General features: G+C 74.2%; 24 protein-coding genes. 15 read left to right on the plus strand and 9 right to left on the minus strand.

The window, feature by feature from the left end; translation table 11 throughout:
- Window positions 1-194: 194 nt before the first annotated feature.
- Complete coding sequence (locus K2224_RS22600; RefSeq protein ID WP_221908340.1) at window positions 195-1310, minus strand: chemotaxis protein; 1116 nt, start codon at window positions 1308-1310, stop codon at window positions 195-197.
- 453 nt (window positions 1311-1763) lie between these two features.
- Here K2224_RS22600 and K2224_RS22605 point away from each other — a divergent pair, with 453 nt between their 5' ends.
- Window positions 1764-2198 carry a CBS domain-containing protein gene (locus tag K2224_RS22605; protein ID WP_221908341.1) on the plus strand — a complete coding sequence of 145 codons (435 nt, stop codon included), beginning with the start codon at window positions 1764-1766 and terminating at the stop codon, window positions 2196-2198.
- A 141-nt stretch (window positions 2199-2339) separates the two neighbouring features.
- Here K2224_RS22605 and K2224_RS22610 read toward each other — a convergent pair whose 3' ends face one another.
- Both K2224_RS22610 and K2224_RS22615 read right to left on the minus strand, forming a co-directional pair.
- The gene (locus K2224_RS22610) at window positions 2340-3560 is read right to left on the minus strand and encodes a 4-hydroxybenzoate 3-monooxygenase (RefSeq protein WP_221908342.1); all 1221 of its coding nucleotides are present in this window, start codon (window positions 3558-3560) and stop codon (window positions 2340-2342) included.
- A 319-nt stretch (window positions 3561-3879) separates the two neighbouring features.
- Window positions 3880-4077 carry a CsbD family protein gene (locus K2224_RS22615; protein WP_221908343.1) on the minus strand — a complete coding sequence of 66 codons (198 nt, stop codon included), beginning with the start codon at window positions 4075-4077 and terminating at the stop codon, window positions 3880-3882.
- A 585-nt stretch (window positions 4078-4662) separates the two neighbouring features.
- Here K2224_RS22615 and K2224_RS22620 point away from each other — a divergent pair.
- Window positions 4663-5154: a hypothetical protein gene (locus tag K2224_RS22620; protein WP_221908344.1), complete on the plus strand. Its 492-nt coding sequence runs from the start codon at window positions 4663-4665 to the stop codon at window positions 5152-5154.
- Here K2224_RS22620 and K2224_RS22625 read toward each other — a convergent pair.
- From K2224_RS22625 to K2224_RS22635, 3 genes are all read right to left on the minus strand, one after another.
- On the minus strand, window positions 5151-5672 hold the full coding sequence (locus K2224_RS22625) for an NUDIX domain-containing protein (RefSeq protein WP_221908345.1): 522 nt from the start codon (window positions 5670-5672) through the stop codon (window positions 5151-5153). The genes K2224_RS22620 and K2224_RS22625 overlap by 4 nt on opposite strands.
- A 53-nt stretch (window positions 5673-5725) precedes the next feature.
- Window positions 5726-6340 (minus strand): hypothetical protein, encoded by a 615-nt coding sequence (locus tag K2224_RS22630; protein ID WP_221908346.1) that lies wholly within the window; start codon window positions 6338-6340, stop codon window positions 5726-5728.
- A 67-nt stretch (window positions 6341-6407) separates the two neighbouring features.
- On the minus strand, window positions 6408-7205 hold the full coding sequence (locus K2224_RS22635; RefSeq protein ID WP_221908347.1) for a glutamate racemase: 798 nt from the start codon (window positions 7203-7205) through the stop codon (window positions 6408-6410).
- A gap of 148 nt (window positions 7206-7353) precedes the next feature.
- Between K2224_RS22635 and K2224_RS22640 the strand changes: the two genes are divergently transcribed.
- The 7 genes from K2224_RS22640 (at window position 7354) to K2224_RS22670 (ending at window position 14713) form a co-directional block, all read left to right on the plus strand.
- A complete protein-coding gene (locus K2224_RS22640; RefSeq protein WP_221909878.1) occupies window positions 7354-8502 on the plus strand; it encodes a glycosyltransferase in 1149 nt (382 codons plus the stop codon).
- Window positions 8503-9065: 563 nt separating this feature from the next.
- Window positions 9066-9521 (plus strand): DUF6643 family protein, encoded by a 456-nt coding sequence (locus K2224_RS22645; protein WP_221908348.1) that lies wholly within the window; start codon window positions 9066-9068, stop codon window positions 9519-9521.
- Window positions 9522-9567: 46 nt separating this feature from the next.
- Entirely contained in the window at window positions 9568-10392 is an 825-nt protein-coding gene (locus K2224_RS22650; RefSeq protein WP_221908349.1) for an MOSC domain-containing protein, read from the plus strand.
- A 116-nt stretch (window positions 10393-10508) separates the two neighbouring features.
- Entirely contained in the window at window positions 10509-11162 is a 654-nt protein-coding gene (locus K2224_RS22655; protein WP_221908350.1) for an MEDS domain-containing protein, read from the plus strand.
- Window positions 11156-11614, plus strand: coding sequence for an ATP-binding protein (locus K2224_RS22660; RefSeq protein WP_221908351.1), 459 nt, complete (start codon window positions 11156-11158; stop codon window positions 11612-11614). Before K2224_RS22655 ends, K2224_RS22660 begins: the two co-directional genes overlap by 7 nt.
- 229 nt (window positions 11615-11843) lie before the next feature.
- Window positions 11844-12113, plus strand: coding sequence for a hypothetical protein (locus tag K2224_RS22665; RefSeq protein WP_221908352.1), 270 nt, complete (start codon window positions 11844-11846; stop codon window positions 12111-12113).
- Window positions 12114-12280: 167 nt separating this feature from the next.
- Complete coding sequence (locus K2224_RS22670; protein WP_221908353.1) at window positions 12281-14713, plus strand: right-handed parallel beta-helix repeat-containing protein; 2433 nt, start codon at window positions 12281-12283, stop codon at window positions 14711-14713.
- Here the strand turns inward: K2224_RS22670 and K2224_RS22675 are convergent.
- Window positions 14683-17088, minus strand: a complete 2406-nt coding sequence (locus K2224_RS22675) for a hypothetical protein (protein WP_221908354.1) — start codon at window positions 17086-17088, stop codon at window positions 14683-14685. The genes K2224_RS22670 and K2224_RS22675 overlap by 31 nt on opposite strands.
- 331 nt (window positions 17089-17419) lie before the next feature.
- Here K2224_RS22675 and K2224_RS22680 point away from each other — a divergent pair, with 331 nt between their 5' ends.
- Complete coding sequence (locus K2224_RS22680) at window positions 17420-18268, plus strand: DeoR/GlpR family DNA-binding transcription regulator (protein ID WP_221908355.1); 849 nt, start codon at window positions 17420-17422, stop codon at window positions 18266-18268.
- A gap of 68 nt (window positions 18269-18336) precedes the next feature.
- On the opposite strand, the gene K2224_RS22685 is transcribed toward K2224_RS22680, so the two are convergent.
- Window positions 18337-19506 (minus strand): PLP-dependent cysteine synthase family protein, encoded by a 1170-nt coding sequence (locus K2224_RS22685; RefSeq protein ID WP_221908356.1) that lies wholly within the window; start codon window positions 19504-19506, stop codon window positions 18337-18339.
- Window positions 19507-19751: 245 nt separating this feature from the next.
- Here K2224_RS22685 and K2224_RS22690 point away from each other — a divergent pair, with 245 nt between their 5' ends.
- Together K2224_RS22690 and K2224_RS22695 are read left to right on the plus strand one after the other, a co-directional pair.
- A complete protein-coding gene (locus K2224_RS22690; RefSeq protein ID WP_221908357.1) occupies window positions 19752-20039 on the plus strand; it encodes a hypothetical protein in 288 nt (95 codons plus the stop codon).
- Window positions 20040-20219: 180 nt separating this feature from the next.
- On the plus strand, window positions 20220-20720 hold the full coding sequence (locus K2224_RS22695; RefSeq protein ID WP_221908358.1) for an ATP-binding protein: 501 nt from the start codon (window positions 20220-20222) through the stop codon (window positions 20718-20720).
- A gap of 15 nt (window positions 20721-20735) precedes the next feature.
- On the opposite strand, the gene K2224_RS22700 is transcribed toward K2224_RS22695, so the two are convergent.
- On the minus strand, window positions 20736-21053 hold the full coding sequence (locus K2224_RS22700; protein WP_221908359.1) for an SHOCT domain-containing protein: 318 nt from the start codon (window positions 21051-21053) through the stop codon (window positions 20736-20738).
- Between the two features lie 287 nt (window positions 21054-21340).
- Between K2224_RS22700 and K2224_RS22705 the strand changes: the two genes are divergently transcribed.
- Genes K2224_RS22705 through K2224_RS22715 form a run of 3 tightly spaced genes read left to right on the plus strand, consistent with a single transcriptional unit; the run spans window position 21341 to window position 23627 of the window.
- Complete coding sequence (locus K2224_RS22705) at window positions 21341-21997, plus strand: TetR/AcrR family transcriptional regulator (protein ID WP_260692899.1); 657 nt, start codon at window positions 21341-21343, stop codon at window positions 21995-21997.
- A 41-nt stretch (window positions 21998-22038) separates the two neighbouring features.
- Entirely contained in the window at window positions 22039-22626 is a 588-nt protein-coding gene (locus K2224_RS22710; protein ID WP_221908360.1) for a DUF4865 family protein, read from the plus strand.
- A complete protein-coding gene (locus K2224_RS22715; protein WP_221908361.1) occupies window positions 22623-23627 on the plus strand; it encodes a phosphotriesterase in 1005 nt (334 codons plus the stop codon). The genes K2224_RS22710 and K2224_RS22715 overlap by 4 nt, the downstream gene beginning before the upstream one ends.
- Window positions 23628-24089: the final 462 nt, after the last annotated feature.

Below are 24089 nucleotides of genomic sequence, written 5' to 3' on the forward strand. Positions count from 1 at the left end.
CGGCGCCGCAAGCCGCGCGACAACGCAACCGCGGTCAACGTGACAGGCCCACGTGACAACAGCGGTCAACTGACAACAGTGGTCAACGGGCGATCCGCTGACCACTGTTGCCTCTGCTGTTGTCTCTACTCTCTACCTACATGGGTCTCTACAGGTCTCTACGGGGGCTGGTACGGCTGGTACCTGGTACCGAGCTAGTACCGCAACGTCCCCGCGATCCCGCCCACCTCGGCGAGCACGCCGTCCGGTACGAACCGCACCTCCGCTCCGGTGTCCAGCGACCGCTCCACGATCGAGTCCACGATGTCGTCGACGGCGTCCCGTTCACCGGGCTCGGCCGGCATCAGATGGCCGCCGGTGTCCCGCATGGTCTCCCGGTAGTTCTCCTCCACCGCAAGCAGGGCGACCCGGCCGGTCTCCGCGTTCTGCCGGATCTCGTCCAGTCCGGCGGCGAAGGCCCGGCGCCCGCGGGCCCGGTCCAGTTCGGCCAGCACATCGGCGACTTCGGCCTCCGCGCGCTTCTCCGCGTACGGGCGGACGGCCTGCCAGAGCGGCTCGGGCGGTCCGGCGGCCAGCCCGGCCTGCGGTACCTGCGTCACCGTGACCTTGGTGCCGGTGCCGCCCCGCATGACCGTCCCCACGTCGTCGAGGAGGGAGAGCGCCGCGGCCTTGCCGACCACGTACAGCGGTCGGGGGTCGGCCTTGAGCACGGTGGCCAGCGCGGTGTCCGCCTCGCGCAGGAACTTGCGGGTGTGCTCGTCACGGAAGGTGCTGGGCACCTCGCCCACCTGCAACTGGTCCTCGGGGTCGGGATCGACCAGGCTGCGGGTGAGCGGGAAGGCGCCGCGCCGCACCTCGGTGAGGCGGTCCAGCGCACCGCTCCACAGGCTGACGTGGTCGGCGGAGACCGCCAGCACCCAGAAGGGATGCTCGGCGGCGTGCGCGGCGACGAGATTGCGGGTGAGGAAGGTGTCCGAGAGCACCACCCGCGCCGGGACCGTGCGGCCCAGCGACCACACCTGGTGCTCCCCCGGCGCGGCGAAGAGGACCATGCCCTCCTCGGCGTGGGCCAGATCGACCTCCGCCGCCGCCTTGTCCAACTGCTCGACGACGTCGATCCGTCGCTCCCTGGTGACGTCCGGATCGGCCTGGAGCCGCTCCTTGGCCTCGGCGAGCATGTTCCGCAGCAGGACCGGGTCCTGTGCGTTGTCCGGCTCACGGCGATGTGTGGGCAGCAGCACCGACACGGCCGGGTAGGGCCGCTGCCGGCGAAGCCTGGCGAGTTCAGCGGGGCTGAGCGCAGCATGCATCGGAACCCTTCTTTCGGTGAGCGGATTCACGAGCGGTTTCACGAGCAGTTTTCACGAGCGGTTTTCACGAACGGATCCGGTGGACTCGCGTGCGGATCCAGCGGATTCACGGGGCGCCGTGGAGCGCGGAGTCGGGCCCGGCCCGGCAGGATGCGGTCCCTGCGGATAGCCTCGTTCGACCCCCGACTCCCCTACCACACTATGCACGATATGCCCGTTTCTCCGGGGCGGCAGCAGGTGCGTCGGCAGCGGCGTCCCGGCCGTGCGGCAGCCGGATTTCGGGCGGTCCGGCGGCCTCCCGGCCCCGGAAGCGACCTTGCGCCATCCGTGATGTCATCGAAGGGTGGACGCCCGCGGGCCACGCGGACCACGTGGCCGCCGTGCCGCGCGGACGCCATGCGACGAACACTCCGGAGAAGTCCTGAGAAGAACCCTGTGACAGCGGGAGGAATCATGGCCGGCAAGCTGCGAGCCCGGGACATCATGACGGGCGGAGTGCAATGCGTCGGCGCGCACCAGTCGTTGAAGGACGCGGCGCAGATGATGCGCGACCTGAGGGTCGGCGCGTTGCCGATTTGCGGTGACAACAACAAGCTGACGGGGATGATCACCGACCGTGACATCGTCATCAAGTGCTGTGCCGAGGGCATCGACCCGGCGACGGTGCAGGCCGGAACCCTGCAAAGCAAGATCCACTGGATCGATGCCGAGGCGGACGCGGGCGATGTCCTGCGCACCATGGAGCAGCACCGGATCAAGCGCCTCCCTGTGATCGACGTCAAGGGCGGTCACCAACTGGTGGGCATGATCACCGAGGCCAACCTGGCCAAGAACCTCACCGACACCCAGGTCGCCGAATTCGCCAACCGCGTCTACGCGACCGCCTGACGCGCCCGTACAGCGGCCGAGCGCACCGCTTCCGCGCCCCGCACCCGGCCGCTGGCGGCCCCGCCGTCGTACGAACTCACCGTACGAGCTCACCGATCGCATTCAGAGAACGTCTTCACGCACAGATCTCACACATCGATCTCACAGATCGGCCTCCTCGCCGAGGTAGAGCCCGGCGAACGCCTTGGCCGCGGCCTCCGAACCGAGCAGCCGCCGGAGCCGGGCGGAGGCCGTCCCGGCCCGGAACCGGTCGCCCGACGAGGCGCCGTGCAGCAGCTCCGAGAGCCACTGCGAGAACTCCAGGTACTGCCAGACCCGCCGCAGGCCGGCCGCCGAGTACCCGGCCAGCCCACGGTCGTCGCCCTTGTGGTGGGCGATCAGCGCCTCGCCCAGCAACAGGGCGTCGTTGAGGGCGAGGTTCATCCCCTTCGCCGCGATCGGCGCCAGCAGATGCGCCGCGTCACCGGCCAGATGGAGCCGGCCGTAGGACATCGGCTCCACCACGTAGTCGTGCATCGCCAGCACGGTCTTCTCGCTCAACGGCCCTTCGCACAGCGGCCGGGCCCCCTCGGCGGCGAGCCGGAGCCGTAGCTCCGCCCACACCCGCTCGTCCGGCCAGTCCGCGACCTCGTCGCCGGCGGGGACCTCCAGGTAGTAGCGCGTGACGTGGGCGCTGCGCGCCATGTGCGCACCGAACCCCCGCGGGTTGATGCCGAAGACCACCCCGTCCGCGGACGGCGGCGCCTCGGCCAGCACCGCGAGCCAGGAGACCCCGTGGTCATGGCGGGTCAGCCGCCCCCGCCCCTCCGGTATCGCCGCACGGCTCACCCCGCGCGCCCCGTCGGCGCCGACGATGTGGTCGCAGGCGATCCGGTGCCGCGCGCCGCTCTCCGGATCCCGGTACGACACCGCGGGCTGCGGCCCGTCGATGTCGTGCAGCCGCACCTCGCGCACCCCGAAGCGCACCGTCCCACCGGCCCGGTCCGCGTAGGCGGCGAGGAGATCGGAGACCAACAGCGGCTGCGGACAGACGAAATGCCGCCGCCCAGAGAGCCGGGCGGTCCGCACCGTGTGCCGCCCGCCGTCGAAGCGGAACTCGAACTCGCCCTGGGTCACGGCCCGTTCGATCAGCCGGCCGGCGAGCCCGTGCCGGGCGAGCGCCCGCACCGCCCACTCCTCGACGAAGCCGGCCCGCGGCCGCCGCTCGATGAACTCCCGGTTCTCCGCCTCCAGTACGACACAGCCGACACCCGCGGCCCGCAGCAGATTGGCCACGGTGAGCCCCGCGGGGCCGGCCCCGACGATGACGACGGACGTGCGGGCGGGTGGCGGGGCGGCGGGAGGTGCTGCGGGCGAGGACACGGCGGGCGGTTCCCTTCGGGCCGGGCGGCGGATCGCTCGCAGTATGGCGGGTGGCCGAAAGTGTGCGCTCGGCGCCCCACTTCCCCCGGCCGCCTCCCCGCCGCGCAATCCGCACCGCCACCACTGATACCCGGACGTACCTCTCGGACGTACCTCTCGGGCATACCTCCCGGACGTACTTCCCGCCCGCACGCCCCGCCGCACCACCCTCGCCGCGCCGCCGGGAACCGCACCGTCGGGAACGCCCCCGGGCCCCCGCGGTACGCCACCACGGAGGCCCGGATCGTCCAGCGCGGACGCCGGGAAGGGTCGGGAAGGATCAGGAGGCGTCGTCGCGTCCCTTGAGCGAGTCCTTCATGCCGCGGGCGCGATCCTCGGCGTCCCGCAGGGCGCGCTTGGCCTTGCCCTTGGCCTGGTCGGTGCGGCCCTCGGCGGTCATCCGCTTGTCGCCGCTCGCCTTGCCGGCCATCTCCTTGGCCTTGCCCTTCATCTTGTCCATGGCGCCCTTGTCAGGCATGACGAACTCCTTCGTTCGACAGGGAGGTTGCGGAGCCCCGGCAGAGTGCGGGGCTCCGCCACCACGCTGCCGCAGCTTCCCGCCGCCCGCATCCGGAACCACGCCCGCCGACGCCGCCCGGTGCGCGGTCCAACCCCCGTCCATTGCCAGGGAGGTGTCGGTCATGGGTGTCGGTCATGAACGAAGCCTGCGGCGGGCAGAGGTACGCCACCGCCTCGGCGACCTCCTCGGGCTCGATGAACCGTTGTCCGGGTCCACCGCCCGCACGGCGGCACCGGCGGCGGCCAGCCGGTGCGCGCGGGCCCGTCCGATGCCTCCCCCACTGCCTGAACGGCGCGGGAGGTACCCCCGCGCGACGCCCATGACCAGGCGGTCCGGCCGCGCAGGTCGAGTGCCACCGGGCCGGGACGCCGGCCGCGCCGCGGCAGGGCCCCGCCGGGCACCGCCCGGCACCCGCTCGGGGCCCGCTCGGGGCCCCGCCCCGTTCACCCGAACGGCCGTCCCGGATCGCCCCGCACCCCGTCGGCCTCCTAGCGTCGAACGACGCAGCTCCGACTGCGCACCGCCGCCCCCAAGGAGGCCGACATGCGGAGGCTCATCGCCGTGCCGACTGTGCTGCTCGCCCTGGCCGCCGCGGGCTGCGGAACCGGCGAGGACCGCGAGGAGACGCCGGCCACCGCGTCCGCGCCCGACCCGGGCGGGGCCCCCGAGCCGCAGGGCTCCCCCACCATCCCGGGCCAGCCGGTGAGCTGCGGCGCCATCGCCGACGCGCTGGGCAAGGCGCACGGCGTCGCCCTCTACGCGGACCCCGGCGCCGGCGGCACGGTGGGCTGCGCCGAGGCCCGCGCGGTGATGAAGGAGTTCTTCCTGCGGGCGCCGCCCCAGTCGGCCGGGCACCCGAGTTCGCTGGCCGTGAAGGGCTGGACCTGCCAGTACGACGGCGGCCCCACCGGCACCTGGGTCACCGAGTGCCGGCAGGACGAGCGCGCCATGCACACCGAGGACCCGGGCCAGGATCCCGGTTCGCCCGACGACCCCTCGCTCCCCATGGACGAACCGTCGACCACCGAGCTCTAGGCTTCGGCAGACCGACCGTCCCGTCCCTGGCCGGCCTCCTCCGGCACCGCCATCTCCCGGAACCACGTCGGCCCGCCCGCCAGCGCCCGCTCGATCCGGGTGCGCGCGTAGTCGTCCAGCTCCGGCAGGGCGTCCACGGAGAACCAGCCGACCTCCAGCGACTCGTCGTCGTTGACCCTCGCCTCGCCGCCGACCGCCCGGCAGCGCAGCGTCACGTCCAGGAACTGGCACTCGTCGCCGTTGGGGTACCGCACCGGCGGCATGGCCTCGACCAGGACCACCCCCTCGGGGACGACCCGCACCGCGGTCTCCTCGTACACCTCGCGGACCGCGGTCTCGGCGGGCTGCTCACCGGGCTCCGGGATGCCGCCGATCACCGACCAGCCACCGGTGTCGACCCGCCGGCCCAGCAGCACCCGGCCGGCGTCGTCGAGGACCACCGCGGTCACCCCGGGCAGCCACAGCAGCTTGGTGCCGATGTCGGCCCGGAGGTCGCGGATGAAATCGGGGGTGGCCATGCCCCGACCCTACGGGACGATCACCGGCCCTGAGCGGACGCGGTCCGCCGGTCCTAGGCCGTCGACGCAGAGCGGCGCAGCCGGAGTCGCTCGCGGATGCAGCGCACCGCGCCCTCGGCGTCGTCGACGGTGACGGTGAACGTCCGCCCGTCGCCGAGTCGGAGCACCATCGCCTCACCGCGGCGGACGATCACGGCCGTGCCCTGATCGGGCCGCCAGCGGTACCCCCAGCCGCCCCAGTGGCGCGGGGTGACCCGGGGTGCGAAGTCCGCGTCGACGACGCTGTCCAGCGGGATCCGGCGGCGCGGCAGGCCCATGTGTCCGCACCGCACCTCCAGGGTGTCCGCGTCGACCCGGACCGCGACATGGACGAAGGCGAGCGTGCCGAAGAGCACCAGCAGGCCGGCGGCGACACAGCCGACCACGGCCATCACCAGGGGCGCCGGCGCGGAGGTCCAGGTGCTGTTCACGGCGAGTTCGACGCCCAGCGCCAGACAGGCGGCACCGACGGCGGCCAGCAGCCACTGGAAGCGGTTGGACGCCCGGCCGTGCCAGACCTCGGGAATCTCCGCACGCGCGCCGCCGGCCGGTCGGCCACCGGCCGGGGCACCGTCCGTGCTTCCGCGCTCACCGGGGGCGGCGGCCCCCTCCTGGGGGTGGTCCCTCATGAGACGCAGCGTACGCGCCTTCGCATCCGGGAGCCCGGCCGCTGCGTCCGTGTGGCAGGGCGGTGCGTCAGGCGGTGCGCGGCGCGGCCTGGACGGCGCCGGCGAGCAGTCGGCCCTCCGCGTAGGCCAGGACCACCTCGGGGAGCGGGCTCGGACGGCCGCTGAGGAGGACGTCGAGGGTGCCGGTGGGGGCGGCCGCGGGGGCCGGCTCGGCGCCGATCCGGCGGAGTGCCTGGGCGGCGACCGCGTCGGCGGAACCGTGCAGGACCAACGACGGGCCGCCGGGCTGCTGGAGGGCGGCGCGGATGCGTTCGGCGACCAGCTCGTAGTGGGTGCAGCCGAGGACGACGGACCGGATGTCGCGCGGGGTGCGCTCGGCGGCGGCGGCCACCGCGGCGTCGATCGCGTCCTCGTCGGCCTGCTCGACGGCGTCGGCGAGGCCCGGGCAGGGCACACCTGCGACCTCGACGCCCTGCGCGAAGCGGGCGATCAGGTCCTGCTGGTAGGGGCTGCCGGTGGTGGCGGGGGTGGCCCAGATGGCGACCGGCCCGCCGCCGGCCGCGGCGGGCTTGATCGCCGGGACGGTGCCGATGACGGGGATGGCCGGCTCCAGCTCGGCGCGGAGCGCGGGCAGCGCGTGCACGGAGGCGGTGTTGCAGGCGACGATCAGCGCGTCCGGGCGGTGCGCGGCCGCGGCCCGGGCGACGGCCAGGGCGTGCGCGGTGACGTCGTCGGGGGTGCGCGGTCCCCACGGCAGGCCGTCGGGGTCGGTGGAGAGGACCAGATCCGCGTCCGGCCGCAGACGCCGCACGGCGGCGGCCGCCGGGAGCAGGCCGGTTCCGGAGTCCATCAGCGCGATCTTCACCCGGACACTTTACTCAACGGTCCGTCCCACTTGTCATACCGGCTGGTCATCCGGGCCGGGAGGGACCGGAAGGGGGCGGGGGCCGCGCGTCCGTGTCGGGCACCGGTCCGTGGCGGCCCCGGTGGGGCACACTGCGGCCGTGGACGCGATGGAGTGGATCGCCGCGGTGTCCCTGGTGGCCTGGTTGTGGCTGCTGCTGGGGCAGGGCTTCTTCTGGCGGACCGACGTCCGGCTGCCGGCCCGCCGGGATCCGGACCGCTGGCCGTCGGTGGCGGTGGTGGTGCCGGCGCGGGACGAGGCGGCGGTGCTGCCGGCGAGCCTGCCGACGCTGCTGGCGCAGAAGTACCCGGGCCGGGTCGCGGTCTTCCTGATCGACGACGGGAGCACGGACGGGACCGGCGCGCTCGCCCGCGAGCTGGCGGCCGGCGGGGGCGGGCTGCCGCTGACCGTCGCCTCGCCCGGCGAACCGGAGCCGGGCTGGACGGGGAAGCTGTGGGCGGTCCGGCACGGCATCGCGCTGGCGCGGGAGCGCACCGCCCCGGAATACCTCCTGCTGACCGACGCCGACATCGCCCACGAGCCGGACAGCCTGCGGGAGTTGGTGGCCGCGGCCCGGTCCCACGAGCTGGACCTGGTGTCGCAGATGGCCCGGCTGCGGGTGGCGACCCGCTGGGAACGGCTGATCGTGCCGGCCTTCGTGTACTTCTTCGGCCAGCTCTACCCGTTCCGGTGGGTCAACCGGTCGGGCGCCCGGACCGCGGCGGCGGCCGGCGGCTGCGTCCTGCTGCGGCGGGAGGCGGCGGAGCGGGCCGGCGTCCCGGAGTCGATCCGGCACGCGGTGATCGACGACGTGTCGCTGGCGCGGGCGGTGCAGCGCTCCGGCGGACGCGTCTGGCTGGGGCTGGCGGACCGGGTGCGCAGCGTTCGCCCCTACCCGCGGCTGGCGGAACTGTGGCGGATGGTCTCCCGCAGCGCCTACGCCCAACTCCGCCACCGGCCGCTGCTCCTGCTGGGCACGGTCCTCGGGCTGACGCTGGTCTACCTGGTGCCGCCGGCCGCCCTCCTGGCCGGACTCGCGGCCGACGACCCGGTGGCCGCGGGGCTGGGCGGCGCGGCCTGGGCGGTGATGTGCGGGACGTATCTGCCGATGCTGCGCCACTACCGGCAGCCGCTCTGGACGGCGCCACTGCTCCCGTTCACCGCGCTGCTCTACCTGCTGATGACCGTGGACTCGGCCGTGCAGCACCACCGGGGCCGCGGCGCCGCGTGGAAGGGCCGCACCTACGGGGCACCCTGAGCGGGCCCCTGCCGGCCGGGAACCACGTAAGGCTCCGGCCGCAGGCGTGGCCCGCATCACGCCGGAGGCCCCACCCCGCTTCGTCAACGAGACGGCCGCGACGTCCTTCGTGAGGGTGAGTTTCGTCGGGGGAACCAGAGTGGGCGCGGGGGCCGGCGCGGTCCGGCCGGGCGGGGGCGGAATTGACGCCACCGGTTGACCGGTCGGCAACGGCGCCACGGCAGACCGCGGGACGGGCACCGGCTCCACGCGGACCGTCGGCGCCGAACCGGGACGTCGCCTCCCATGAGCAGCGACATCGCGGCACCTTCCCGTCGTCATGGAGCCCTCGTGGAGCCCTCGCGCCCCGTCAGCCGTGGCCGTCACCAACCCACTTGGCCGGGAACACCCCGAAGCCCCCTGTTCATCTGCGGGAAGGGAGGTCTTTACACGATCCCTACGGGCGATCGCGACCGATTTTCACAAGTTCGCTCACATTGCGGACCCGGAGCCTCTCCGAACCCGTAAAACAACCTGCTTGTCAGGCTCCCCAATCGACACATCGTGGGCTTAACTTATGAGGCATGACCTCCCCCCGCTCCACTTACAGCGGCGGCTACTACGCATCGCCCTCTTTCCCCGACACCCCCATCTACGACAGCCTCGTCGCAGAGCGGGGTACTCCGCAGATCGCCCCGATCCGGGTGAACCCCTCCCCCTGGGAGACCGGTTCCTCGCTGCCGGCCCTGCCCTCCGCACTGCCTGCGCTGCCCGCGGCGCCGTCCGCGCCCGCGCAGGGCCACGGGTATCCGGGCGCCGTGCCGCAGCCGGCCGCCCCGCTACAGCACACCCCGGCGCCGTACATCCCGCAGCAGGCGGGCCACCGCGGCTACCAGCCCCCGCAACAGCACCAGCGCCCGGCACCGGGCATGGGCACGGGGTACGAGGCGATGCGTCCGGCCGGCCCGGTCGCGCCGCGGCCCGCCTCGCCGTTCGACGAGCCGGGCTACGGCCGGCAGTATCCGCCGCGGGGCTACTGAAGCGGCCGCTCGACCGGATGTGCGAAGCGGCTGGCAGGATGAGCCCATGTCCAGGCCACAGGTCCAGTCGCTGCACATCTATCCGGTCAAGGCCCTGGCGGGGTCCGATCCCGGCGAGGCGGTCGTCGAGCCGTGGGGGCTCGCCGGGGACCGGCGGTGGCTGGTCGACGACGGTGCGGGGCGCCAGATCACCCAACGGCAACAGCGGAGGCTGGCGTTGGCCCGCGCCGAGGGGCTTCCGGGTGGCGCCCTGCGGCTGACCGCGCCCGGGATGCCGCCGCTGGTCGTCGAGGTGCCCGAGCCGCTGGGCACGGTCCCGGTACGGGTCTTCGACGTCATCGTCGAGGCGGTGCCCGCGGGCCCCGAGGCGGCCGCCTGGTGCCGGGGCTTCCTGGGCGTCGAGTGCCGGCTGCTGCACATGGACGCCCCGGAGAAGCGGCGCCCCGTGGACCCCCGCTACGGCAATCCCGGCGACACCGTCAGCTTCGCCGACGGCTATCCGCTGCTGCTGACCACCGCCGGGTCGCTCGACGCCCTCAACTCCCTCGTCGCGCTGGGCGACCACGCCGGCGAGGGGCCCCTCCCGATGAGCCGTTTCCGGCCCAATGTGGTGATCGCCGGTACGGCACCCTGGGCCGAGGACGACTGGCGGCGGGTGCGGATCGGCGAGGTGGAGTTCCAGGTGGCCAAGCCCAGCGGGCGCTGCGTGGTGACCACCATCGACCAGCGCACCGCCGAGCGCGGCAAGGAGCCGCTGCGGGCCCTCGCCCGCCATCGCCGCTTCGGCGACCAACTGGTGTTCGGCCAGAATCTGATCCCCCGGGGCGCGGGCACGCTCCGCGTCGGCGACCCGTTCGAGATACTCGGCTGACGGCCGCACGCGGTCGCCGTCGCCCTCATTGCGGGCCGGTCGGCGGCTGCCTACAGTGAGCGCTCAGCGCCGCCGACGGGACCGGCCGCGGGGGGAGACAGAGAGCTGCTGTGCCGATGCCTGCCAGGGATGCCGTGAGCGGCCACTTCGTCCCGGTCCAGCGCCGGGACCGCGCCTTTGCGGGCCACGGCGACGACGAGGTCCGCGAGGAGGCCGTGACGGCCTTCGTCCGGCTCGGTCCGGCCCGCGGCGAGCAGGTCATGGTGCTGCCGTGCCCGGAGGTGCCGGAAGGACCGGAGGAAGAGGTGCCGGCCCGGGTCGGCTTCCCCGGCCGCAGCACGGCCCGCGCCCGCGAGCGCGGCCAGCTGCTGGTCACCAGCGTGCGGGAACTCATCGGGCCGGACGTCGAGTTCACCGCCGTCCGGCAGCTGAGGCCGCCGCGCGCGGCCACCGACCGGGCGACGGCCGAGGGGTGCACCGGGCTGCGGGCGCTCATCGACGTGGGCTGGGTGGCCGCGCCCAGCACCGACCGCTCGCTGCGGATCGCGCCGGCCCGGACGGCGAAGGCCCACCGGCTCACCGTGGACCTGACGCGGCTGCGTTTCCTGCCGGTGGGCTGCGCGGTGGGTCTGCTCACCCTGCCCCGGGGCGCCACGGGACACGATCTGATCGAAGTGCGCTGCGACCGCGGGCAGCACCGGATGCTGCGGCGACCGGGCGCCGAGGCGGTGCCGCGGCTGGCGCCGAGGGAGGTGGTACGGCCGTGCTGAATCCGGAAACGGCCGGTCACGGTCGGGCGAAGGAGCCGGCGGAGGAGGCCGGGCGCCGGCTGCTGCAGCGGCGCTTCACCGCGCGGCTGCTGCCGCAGCTGCGGCTGCTGGTCGAGGAGTGCGCCGCCCGCGAGGGGCTGAACGAGCCGCGGCGCGGGGAGTTCGTGCTCGCGGTGGACGAGATCGCCGGGAACGCCGTGGAGCACGCCGGCGGCGCGGGGCGGCTGGTGCTGCGGCGGGTGGGGGACGAGTTGGAATGCCGGATCAGCGACGCGGGCCCCGGTTTCAGCGAGACGGTGATCCCGGAACTGCTGCCGGGCCTGGACGGTGCGCCCAAGGGGCGGGGGCTGTGGCTGGCGCGACTGGTGGCGGACCGGTTCGCGGTCGGCCCCGGCACCGGCACGGCGGGCGAGCGGGGCGCGGTGGTCACGGTGGCGGTCCGGCTGCGCTGACGGCAGGCCCGTCCGCAGCGGGAGCCGGCCTCGGTCGAGGGCGGGGACGGGACGGGCGGCGGGTGCGCCGAGCGGCCACCAACCGGACGCGCCAACAGGGGCGTTAGGGGCAAGTGGGCCGGGTGGGGTGTCTGGGGTGACCGGGGCGGGAGTGTCTCCTGCCCGTCGACGGCGCCCGCGGGGCGACGTTGCGCTCTCTGCGCGGAACCGACGCACGGGAAGCCCCGTCATGCGGTATCCGCGGGAGCGGGAGGGGCACGATGCGGGCGATCACGGGCATCTGGCGCTGGCGGCGGTACGGCTCCGCGAGGACACCGCGCGGACGCACGCGGCGCTGGCCGGGGTGGCCGGGGTGGCCGCCGCGACGGCGGTCGGCTGGCTCGTCGAGGGCGGCCGGCGGCTGGCCGTGCGGCGGCTGATGGCACGTCGGTTCCGCCGCTGGGGCGCGGCCTGGGCACGCGCCGGACAGGACTGGGGACGGGCCGACGCCGGGAGTTGAGGAGCGGCTGACCAGGCTGCGGACCGTGTCAACTGCCGCCCGCCGGGCGCGCTACGGTGGTCCCTCCAGCCCCTCGGCTGGGGCCCCGCAGACCGAGAGCGGACACCCGCTTCACGCATGGCTGCCGGGCCGACATCCGCCGCACGAAGTGGGGACACGACACCGCCATGGCACAGGGTTCGGTCCAGGTGACGCACTCCGGAACGTCGCGTTGGCGGCGCCGCACCGGTGAGTACAGTTCGCTCGCCGCCGCCCTGGAGGCCGCCGGCGACGGTGACGTCCTGACCGTGCCGGCCGGGACGTACCGGGAGAACCTGGTGCTCCAGCGGGCGGTGACGCTGCGCGGACCGGAGGGGGCGCGCGGCTCGGTGCGGATCGCGCCGGCCGACGGGGTGGCGCTGACGATACGAGCCTCGGCCACCGTCCACGACCTGCACCTGGAGGCCACCGACTCGGCGTCGCCGGCACTGCTGGTGGAGGACGGCGCCCCCGAGCTGACCGACATCCGCGTGGTGACCCGGTCCGCGGCCGGCATCGAGGTGCGCGGCGGCGCGCGTCCGACGGTGCGGCGCTGCACGGTCGACAACGCCGGCGGCGTCGGCATCAGCGTCCTGGACGGCGCCGGCGGGGTGTTCGAGGAGTGCGAGGTGGTGGCGGCCGGCCAAGTCGGGGTGGCGGTGCGCGGCGGCGCCCACCCGCGGCTGACGAACTGCCGTATCCACCACGCCTCGGGCGCCGGCCTGTCGCTGACCGGCGAGGGCAGCACGGTCGAGGCGGTGGGCTGCGAGCTGTACGAGATCAAGGGCACCGGCGTCCAGGTGACGGGGCGGGCCGCCGGCCAGCTCACCGACTGCACGGTGCACCGCACCACGGCGGACGGCGTCACCCTGGACACCGACGCGGTGCTCACCCTCGCCGGCTGCGACATCCACGACGTCCCGGAGAACGCGGTGGACCTGCGGTCCCGTTCGGTGCTGACGCTGACCCGTTGCACGGTGCGGCACTTCGGGCGCAACGGCCTGTCGGTGTGGGACCCGGGCACCCGGGTGGACGCCAACCAGTGCGAGATCCACGACAGTACGGGCGACTACCCGGCGGTGTGGGTCAGCGACGGCGCGACCGCGGTGCTGGACTCCACGCGGCTGCACGACGTGCCCGACGCGCTGTTCGTCCTGGACCGCGGCTCCCGGGCCGACGTCGTGGACTGCGACCTCACACAGGTCCGGAACACCGCGGTGTCGGTGAGCGACGGCGCCACCGTCCAGTTGGACGACTGCCGGATCCGGGAGACCTCGACCGGTGCCTGGTTCCGCGACCACGGCAGCGGCGGCACGCTCGCCAACTGCACCATCGACGGGACGCAGACCGGGGTCATCGTCACCAAGGGCGCGGACCCCACCATCGAGGGCTGCACGGTCAGTTCGCCCACCGAGGCCGGGTTCTACGTCTCGGCGGAGGGCCGGGGAACCTTCCACGGCTGCCGGGTCACCGGCAGCTCCGGCTTCGGCTTCCATGTCATCGACGGCTGCCGGACGACGCTGACCCGGTGCCGTACGGAACGGTGCGCGCGCGGCGGGTACGAGTTCGCCGACGCGTTCGGCGACGGCAGCGGCGGCGGGCCCACCGTCGAGGACTGCACCAGCGACGAGAGCCGGACCACGCAGGCGCCGCCGGTGACCGCCCCGACGGTGCAGCCGGCGACCGGGACGGCCGGGCTGCTGGGCAACGTCCCGGCGCCGCGCCGGGCGCCGGCCGCCGCCGACCCCGCCCCGGAGGCCCCGGCGCCCGGCCGCCCCTCCGAGGAGGTGCTGGGCGAACTGGACGCCCTGGTGGGGCTGGAGAGCGTCAAGCGGGAGGTGCGCACCCTGATCAACATGATCGAGGTGGGGCGCCGCCGGCAACAGGCCGGCCTCAAGGCCGCGTCGGTCCGGCGCCATCTGGTGTTCACCGGCTCCCCCGGCACCGGCAAGACCACGGTGGCCCGGCTGTACGGCGAGATCCTGCACTCCCTGGGGGTGTTGGAGCGCGGTCACCTGGTCGAGGTGTCGCGGGTGGACCTGGTGGGCGAGCACATCGGCTCGACGGCGATCCGCACCCAGGAGGCGTTCGACCGGGCGCGCGGCGGGGTGCTCTTCGTGGACGAGGCGTACGCGCTCTCCCCCGAGGACTCCGGGCGGGACTTCGGCAAGGAGGCCATCGACACCCTGGTGAAGCTGATGGAGGACCACCGGGACGCGGTGGTGGTGATCGTGGCCGGCTACACCGCGGAGATGGAGCGGTTCCTGGCGGTCAACCCCGGTATCTCCTCGCGTTTCTCACGGACCATCAGGTTCGGTGACTACGCGCCGGAGGAGCTGCTGCGGATCGTCGAGCAGCAGGGCGAGGAGCACGAGTACCGCCTCGCCGAGGGGACCGGCGAGGCGCTGCTCAAGTACTTCACCGCGCTGCCCAAGGGGCCCTCGTTCGGCAACGGCCGCACCGCGCGGAAGACGTTCGAGGCGATGGTCGAGCGGCACGCGGGCCGGGTCGCCAGGATCACCGACCCGAGCACCGACGACCTGACCCTGCTCTACGCCGAGGACCTGCCCGAACTCCCCTGATTCTCCGCGCCGTCGGCCCGCTGGGCCGGTATCCCCGCGGCCAGCCGGGCGAGCAGTTGGGCACGCACCCGGTCGAAGACGGGGTCGGCCTGGTAGTCGCCGTGACCCAGGATCTGGGCGGGCAGCGGGTTCTGGAGGGTGCGGCCGAAGGCCAGCGGGTCGCGCAGCGGCCCCTCGTCGATCGCCCGGCCGTCCTCGCAGGTGAGCCGGATCGGGCCGCCGATGGGGTCGGTGAAGCGCCAGAGGTTGCGCCAGTCGTCCATCTCGCGGTGCAGGCCGGTGAGGGCCGGCGGGCCGAAGTAGGCGGGGAACCAGCGGCCGTAGAGGCGTTCCAGGGGACTGCCGTAGGTGAGCAGGGCGACCCGGCTGCGGGTGACCAGGTCCAACTGCCAGACGGCGGCCGCCGCCAGCACGCTGCCCTGGGAGTGGCCGGAGATCACCAGCCGGCCGTCGTAGCGCTCGGTCCAGGTGGCCATCCGCCACGTCAGGTCGGGGACGGCGCGCTCGGCATAACAGGGCGGCGCGAAGGGGTGTGCGGCGCGCGGCCAGAAGGTGCCGACGTCCCAGAGGATGCCGATGGTGCGCCGGGCGGAGTGGTCGCGGTAGGCGCGCCGGCCCATGGTGAGCAGCAGGAGCACCCCGGCGCCCATCAGCCAGGAACCGAGGGACTCGGCGGCCGTGGCGGCGGCGTGCACGAACGGCGGCGCGCCCTCGGTGGCGCGGCCGGGGGCCCGGTCGGTGAGCCAGGCACCGGCCACCGCGCCGGCGCCCAGGGACAAGGTGACGGCGGCGATCGCGGCCACCAGGACCGGCGCCGCGTCGGTGAGTCCGGCGCGGGCGATGGTGCCGGCGATGCGCTCGGTGCGCAGCGCGTCGGGCCGCTCGCGCGGGTCGTAGAGGCCGGGGACGTCCTCGACGACCCGCTTGCGGACCATCAGGACCCGGATGCCGGCCAGGACGGCGACGGCCGCGACCACGACGAGCAGCGCGGGCAGTACCGACGCCTGCCAGGACAGCAGCACCGGCGGCCCGGGGATCGGCGCGTGGTCCTGGCCGGGGGTGGCGGGGCCGTCGATCCAGTCGGCGAACCGCTGGGCCACGCCCCCCGTCAGCACCCCGGCGACCGCGCAGGACAGCAGCGCGACGGCGGGCCCGCCCATGCCGCGCAGCGCGGTGCGGGCCTCGCCCCGGGCGGCGCGCTGGAGGAACCAGGCGGTCACCACCAGGGCCAGCACCAACCCGCCCTGGAGGACGGCGATCCCGCCGAACGCCGCGACGCCGGGCAGCGGGCCGCTGCTGTGCGCCGCCGGCCGCGACCAGGCGGCGTAGCCGGCCGTGAGGACGAGGGCGGCCAGCGCGAGGTAGGGCAGCGCGCGGACCGCGAGGCGGTCGGACTCCTCGTCGCGGACCGCCTCGCTGCGGGCGGTGCGCCAGACGACGAGCAGGGTGCCGGCGGCGAGCAGCACGACCAGGCCGGTGAGAGTCCGGCCGACGGCGGTCAGGGCGGCGGCGCCGGCCCGGTCGTCGGCCCGCAGGGAGGCGACGAGCAGGGCGGCGGCGATGGTCAGCACCCCGGCCGTGCTGTGCGCGGCGCGCAGCCGGGCGACGAGCCGGCGGCCGTACCAGAAGCCGTCCAGGCCGAGCGCGGTGCGCTCGTGGGCGGGGGTGTCGCGGGAGGTGCCGGGGCGGCGCGGTGGCGGGGAGGCGGACTCGTAGGCGCTCCAGGTGCGGTGCGAGAGCCACCACAGGAAGCCGACGACCGCCAGCGGCAGTGCGGAGGCGAGGACCAGGCGGCGGCCCGGGGCGCTCCACCAGCCGCCGCCGGCGGGGTCGAGGAAGCCCAGCCAGGACTTGCCGGTGGCGCAGACCGGGGTGCCGGCGCACTGCCAGGCGCTCAGGTCGAGGGCGACCTCGCAGGCCGCGGCGGCCAGCAGGACGGTGAGGGTCAGCGCGAGCAGCCGTACGAGGAGGTCGTAGATGCGCTGGCCCCGGTGGTCGGGCGGGGCGGCCGGGCGCATCCAGTGGGCGAGGTTGGCGACCATGAACGGCAGCAGGATCAGCCAGAGCGCGCGGGCGCCGTTGCCGGAGGTGAGGTTGGACCAGCAGTACGCCTCGCGCACCGGCCGGGTGCGGTGGGCGCCGGGGCGCCGCTCGGCGTCGGCGTCCTCGGTGCGGCGGTAGCAGGCGGCGGTGTCGTCGCCGGTGATCAGCTGGACGCGTGGATCGCCGAGCATCTCCTGCGGGGTGGTGCCGCCGACGCCGTGGACGAGGAGCTCCAGGGCGAGCTGCGGTTGCGGTGCCGTGACGGGTGACGGGTCGACCGCCGGGCTCGGTTCCGGCGTGCGGGCGGACGGTGGTGTGGCCGCGGTCTCCACTGGCTTTCCCCCGATGTCAGTGTGGTGCGGTGCGAAGTGGACGGAGTGGTGAGGTGCGCGGTGCGGCTGGCATGGCGTGGTGCGGGAGGCGGGTGGTCGGTCGTGTGGTGCTGCGCCCCCTCTCGGATTGTCCCCGTCTTCTGGGAGCGTTCGCATCCGGCTTGCGGTTCCCGGGGCGCCGGTTGCGGTTCCCGGGCCGCGGCGTGCCCGGAGCGGGGGCGCTGTCGGACCCGCGTGCGAGGATGAAGGTCGGCAGCAGCACAGAGCGCAGGCGGCGGACAGCCGGCGGAAGGACCCGGGGCGGTGAGCCGGGTGGAAGGGACGGGCCGCGGTGGGCGACAACCACAACCTCCTCGCGGAGCAGCGGCGGGCCCTGATCCTCGACGAGGTCAGGCGGCGGGGCGGGGTGCGGGTCAATGAACTGACCCGCCGGCTGAGCGTCTCGGATATGACGATCCGTCGCGATCTGGACGCGCTGGCCCGCCAGGGCATGATCGAGAAGGTGCACGGCGGCGCCCTGCCGGTGAGCGATCCCAGTACGCACGAGCCGGGTTTTGAAGTGAAGTCGGGGCTGGAGCCGGGCGCCAAGGCGGAGATCGCCAAGGCGGCGGCCGAGCTGGCGGTGCCGGGCAGTGCGATCGCGCTGGCCGGCGGCACCACGGCGTATGCGCTGGCCCAGCGGCTGCTGGAGGTGCCGGAGCTGACGGTGGTGACGAATTCGGTGCGGGTGGCCGATGTGTTCTACACCGCCCAGCGGGCCGCGGCCAGCGCCGGCGAGGGCCGCCCGCCCGCGGAGGCGGCGACGGTGGTGCTGACCGGCGGGATGCGCACGCCGTCGGACACCCTCGTCGGCCCGGTGGCGGACGCCGCGATCCGCTCGCTCCACTTCGATCTGCTCTTCCTCGGGGTGCACGGCATATCGGTGGAGGCGGGGCTGTCCACGCCGAACCTCGCCGAGGCGGAGACCAACCGCCATTTCGTGCGGTCCGCGCGGCGGGTGGTGGTGGTCGCCGACCACACCAAGTGGGGCACGGTCGGCCTGAGTTCGTTCGCCGCGCTGGACGAGGTGGATGTGCTGGTGACGGATGCCGGGCTGTCCGCCGAGGCGCGGGCGGAGTTCGCGGACCGGCCGACGGAGCTGGTGGTGGCGGGCGAACCGGCGACCGACACAGACTGCTGACGTCACGTCAGCCAAGGTGTCCGGCCCGCCGGTGGCGGACGCCACCGGACGCCGGCCCGACCGCGCCTTCAGTCGCCCCAGGACCCGGTGGCGAGGAAGTGCTCGATGGTCCGGGCGTAGGGGGCGATGTCGAGCCCCTGCTCGGCCAGCCAGTCGTCCGAGTAGTACTTGTCGAGGTAGCGGTCGCCCGGGTCGCACAGCAGCGTCACCACGGATCCGGTGCGGCCCTCCGCGACCATCTCCGCGACGATCCGCAACGCGCTCCACAGCCCGGTGCCCGTCGAACCGCCCGCCTTGCGGCCGATGGCCCGCTCCAGCGCGCGGACGGCCGCGACACTGGCCGCGTCCGGCACCTTCATCATCCGGTCGATCGCACCCGGCACGAAGCTCGGCTCCATGCGCGGCCGGCCGATGCCCTCGATACGGGAGGCGGTGGCGCAGTCGGTCGAGGCGTCGCCGGTGAGCCAGCCGTCGAAGAAGCAGGAGTTCTCCGGGTCGGGGACGCAGATCAGGGTGTCGTACTGCATGTAGTGGACGTAGCGGGCGATGGTCGCGGAGGTGCCGCCGGTGCCGGCGGTGGCGACGATCCAGGCCGGCTCGGGGTAGCGCTCCAGCCGCAGCTGCTGGTAGATCGACTCGGCGATGTTGTTGTTGCCGCGCCAGTCGGTGGCCCGCTCGGCATAGGTGAACTGGTCCATGTAGTGCCCGCCGGACTCGGCGGCGAGCCGGGCGGACACCTCGTAGACGGTCCGCGGGTCCTGGACCAGGTGGCAGGTGCCGCCGTGGAACTCGATGAGCCGGGTCTTCTCCCGGCTGGTGGTCGCCGGCATCACCGCGATGAACGGCACCCCGATCAGCGAGGCGAAGTACGCCTCGGAGACCGCCGTTGAGCCGCTGGACGCCTCGATCACCGGCTTGCCCGGGCGGATCCAGCCGTTGCACAGCCCGTAGAGGAACAGCGAGCGGGCCAGCCGGTGCTTGAGGCTGCCGGTGGGGTGCGTCGACTCGTCCTTGAGGTAGAGGTCGATGCCCCACTCCTCGGGCAGCGGGAAGCGCAGCAGGTGGGTGTCGGCGGTGCGGTTGGCGTCCGCCTGGACCTTGCGGACGGCTTCTTTGAGCCACGCCCGGTAGTCCGGATCCGAGCGGTCGACGTCGACGGTCGGCGCGGCGGACGGGGTCGTCGCGCCGGCCGCGCGCGGGTCGCCGGGCCGGCTCTGGGGCGGTTGTGCGGTGCTCACCGGCGCGCTCCTCAAGGGGGTGTACGGGCCCGTCGGAAGGCCGGGCCGGTTTCGACTATAACCACCCGGCGCACGCTTCTCACCTGCATAAACATCCCTTTGAGAGGCCCCAAGAAGACCCTGGGGAAAGGGGGTTGTGCGCCTTGGCGCCCCCTGTGGCACTGGTGCACCGGCCGCGGTGGCGGCAAACTTCCCTACGGGGGGCGGTGGACGGCACCCGCCCACGGCATCGGGGAGTGGTGAGAATGGCGGAGCCGGAGTACAACGCGACCGGCGTACGGATCGAGCGCTCGTTGCGGTCGCTGACCAGAGCAGGCCAGGTCCGCATCAGCGGCGGCCGGCTGGCCCTGCTGACCAGCTACGGCAGGGAGATCGACAGCGCACCACTCGGTGCGGTGGAGGCCCACAAGCCGCTGTTCGCGGCCCGCGACCGGGCACTGGCCATCCTCAACGGCAACCGCTACTCCCTGACCCTGGGCGCCCGGGACCGATTCCTGCACGCCGTGGAGGCGGCCCGTCGGCCACGCGCGTGAACGCCGGCTTCGGCGCGGCGGTGCGGTTGCGGTGGCGCATCGCCTGCCCGACTCTGGACACGTATCACTGAGGGTTCACCAGCGGTGACACTGTGACGCAGCCGGCATCGGCATCGCTGGTTCCGATCTTCGCCCCTCCCCGGTACGAGGGGCGCCCGGCCTCATCAGGGAGTCGCGGTCGTGATCAGGCAGCCCAGCAGACACTGCACGGTGGAGCTCCAGGCCGACCCGGCCCGCATCGGCCACGCGCGCAGAATCGTCTCCGCGCAACTGCGCCTCTGGCACCTCGACGCCCTGGTCGATCCGGCCGCCCTGGGGGTGACCGAACTCCTCGCCAACGTCCACCGGCACGCCCGCCCCAGCAAGCAGTGCACGATCGAACTGTACGTACTGCTCGACCAGTTGACGGTTTCGGTGCACGACCTCGACCCCCGGCTGCCACGCCTCCGGGACGCCGACGGCTGGGAGACCTCCGGCCGCGGCCTGGCCCTGATCGCGGCGCTCAGCGAGAGCTGGGGAGTGCGCCCGCACGACCCGGGCAAGGTCGTCTGGTTCACCCTCCCCGCTCTGACCGCCGCCCCCGAGGAGGCCGGCGCGCCGCACACCCGCTGGGACACCGCGCCGCTGGAGGACGCGGCCGCCGACCCGCGACCCCGACCCCGGAGCGCGCGGGTCGGCTGACCGCGGGCCGGGGCGTTACGCGGCGCTCCCCTTACGGCCCCCGCCGAAGTGCTCCTCCAGGACGGACAACCGCCGCCAGTACTCCTCCTCGTCGATCTCGCCCGCGGCGAACCGGCGACCGAGGACGGCGATCGGGGTCGGGGCGTCACCCCCACCCGCGGTCCGGGGACCGGACCACGGCCCGGGGAAGGCCCGCCCGGGGCCACCACGCCGCCACCCGGCACGGCGCAGCAGCGTCACCACACCCAGGACGACGGCCGCCCAGACGAGCGGGACGAACAGGATCCACGGCCCCGGGCCGCCGCCGGACCAGTGCGCTGCCAGTGCGTTCATGAAAGTCAACTCCTCGACGGAACGAACCGGCCCGAGTCGCCGGATCTCTCCCTTCGAGCGTCGCGCCCGAACGAGGCCACGTCGTCGTACGGGCGGCGGCGGTGGGGATACGACGGTGGGGGTATGAGCGGGGCGCACGGGCGGGGGCGGGGAGTAGGCCGGGGCCGGGGGGCGCTCCGAGGGCCGCCTCTCCCCTCCCCCTCTCGACCTCCCCCGCCCTCGATCCCTCACTCCCCCGACCCCTCGCTTTCTTGATCTCTGTAACTACCAGTATGTACAGTCAAGGTATGAGCAAGAGCATGCGGGACGACAGCGGGACGACGGCAGCCGGCGCTCCTCCGGCCGGCAGCACCCGGGAACGCCTCGTCACCAGCACCCAGGAACTCCTGTGGGAGCGCGGCTATGTCGGCACCAGCCCCAAGGCGATCCTGGAGCGCGCGGGCGTCGGCCAGGGCAGCATGTACCACCACTTCGCGGGCAAGTCCGATCTCGCGCTGGCGGCGATCCGGCGCACCGCGGACGGTATGCGGGCGGCGACCGAGGAACTCCTCGCGGCTCCCGGCACGGCGTACGACCGCGTCGCGGCCTATCTGCTCCGGGAGCGGCAGGTGCTGCGCGGCTGCCCGATCGGGCGGATGACGCAGGACCGCGACGTGGTGCAGGACCCCGAACTCCGGGCGCCGCTGGACGAGATGTTCGGCTGGCTCCGGCAGCGGATCGCCGAGGTGCTCACCGAGGGGCAGCGGCGCGGCGAACTCACCGCCGCCCTCGACCCGTCGGCCACCGCGGCCGGCGTCGTCGCGGTCGTCCAGGGCGGCTATGTCCTGGCCCGGGCGGCCGACGACCCCGCGCCCTTCGACGCCGCCGTACACGGCCTGCTGGCGCTGCTGGCCGCGCAGTCCACCGCGGCGCCGGCGCACGGGAACGACCCGGCCACCCCTTGAGCGACGCCCCTGCCCCTCTCCCCTCCCCTACGGAGCACCCGATGCACGCCATGCAGTACAGCGTCACCCTGCCCGCCGACTACGACATGGAGATCATCCGGCACCGCGTGAGGACCAGGGGCCACCTCCTGGACGGCTTCGACGGCCTCGGCCTCAAGGCTTATGGCATCCGGGAGCGCGGCACGGACGGCTCGCCGGTCAACGAGTACGCGCCGTTCTACCTCTGGGCCGACGACGAGGCGATGAACCGCTTCCTGCTGGGCGACGGCTTCCGCGGAGTGGTCCGGGACTTCGGACGTCCGGCGGTCCACAACTGGCAGGGCCTGTACCACCGTCCGGGCCCCGCGGCCGACCGGCTCCCCACCGCCTTCACCCGGCGCACCGTGCCCGTCCCCGAGGGCGCCGACCTCGCGGCCGTCGTCGAGGACGCCCTCGCCGCGCACGAGGATCCGGCGACCGCGGACGGGGTGCACACCACCGCCCTGGGCCTCGATCCCAGGCGCTGGGAACTGCTCCACTTCACCCTGTGGGCGGGCGCCGCCCCGGAATCCGCCGTCGGGGAGCGCTTCCAGGTGCTGCACCTGTCTGCCCCGGGCGTCGGCCGGCTGGGCGCCGGGCGGCAGTGGTGACCCCGAGCCCCGCGGCCACACCCGGCCCCACCGTCCGGACGGTTCTGGGCGACATCGCCCCCGACCGGCTCGGCGTCTGCGACGCCCACGACCACCTCTTCATGAGCAGCCCCCAACTCCCGGGCCAGGAACTGGCCGACGCCGACGCGGCCGCCGCCGAACTGCGCACCTTCCGGGGCGCCGGCGGAACGTCCGTGATCCAGTGGACGCCGTACGGTATGGGCCGCAACGCGGCCGAACTCCCCCGGCTGGCACGGGAGTCGGGCGTCACGATCGTCGCCGCGACCGGGCTCCACCAGGCGGCGCACTATCACCCCGACGCCCTGGAGGGGCTGTCGACCTCGGCCGACCTGGCCGAGCTGTTCGTCGGCGAACTCACCGAGGGAATGGGCGCCATGGGCACCCTCGGTACCGACGGCGGAAGCGCCGGTTCCGGGGACTCCTCGGAGCCCCGGCCGCGGGCCGGCATGATCAAGGTGGCCGGCGGCTTCCACGGGCTGGACCGGCACGCCCGGTACACCATGACGGCCGCCGCGGAGGCCCACCGGGCGACCGGCACGCCCATCGGCGTCCACCTGGAGCTGGGCACCGGCGCGCTGGACGTCCTCGACCTGCTGTGCGGCGAGTTGGCGGTCCCGCCGGACCGGGTGATCCTCGGCCATCTCAACCGCTCACCCGACTTCGCGGTGCACCGGATGGCCGCCGATTCCGGCGCGTACCTCGCCTTCGACGGCCCCTCGCGCGCCAACCACCCCACGGACTGGCGGATGCCGGACGCGGTCGCCGCCCTCTGCGACGCCGGCTTCGCCGACCGGATCCTGCTCGGCGGCGACACCACGACGGCCGCCGCCCGCGCAGTCAACGGCGGCCCCGGCCTGCGGTATCTGCTGCGCAGGCTACGACCGCGCCTGGAGGCCGCGGTGGGGGCGGCGGCCGTACGGGGCATGTTGACCGCGAACCCCTCCCGAGCGTTTGCGGCCGAATGGCCGCGTCCCACGTAGCCGGCGTTTCCGCCGGGGTTTGCCGCTTGCCGTTTGCGCCTGCGGCGCATCGACTGCGTTGCCGCTGCGCGGGGCTGTTGGGTGCGGTGACGGGCCTCCGGGGCAGGGGGTGTGTCCGGACTGCTGCGCTTTACGTCCGGACACACCCCCTGCCCCTCCGACCCGTCCCCTCCCGTGGGTGGTCATGAAAACCCATAGACGGGGCAACGGTTGCTGGGCTCCTGCGGGCTCTGGACTGAGGGGCGGCCGTCCCTCAACGAGTGACCGTCAGCCCTCAACGAGTGACCGTCAGGGGACCACTGGGGCCAGCCCTCACCCACCGTCTTTATGACCCTCAACGGGAGGGGACGGGCCGGAGGGGGTGGTGTGTCGGACGTAAAGCGCAGCAGTCCGACACACCACCCCCGCAGGCCCGGCACCGCACCCAACAGCCCCGCGCAGCGGACCACAATCCCGCCGTCA

The sequence above is a fragment of the Streptomyces sp. BHT-5-2 genome, from assembly GCF_019774615.1.
Lineage (GTDB): Bacteria > Actinomycetota > Actinomycetes > Streptomycetales > Streptomycetaceae > Streptomyces.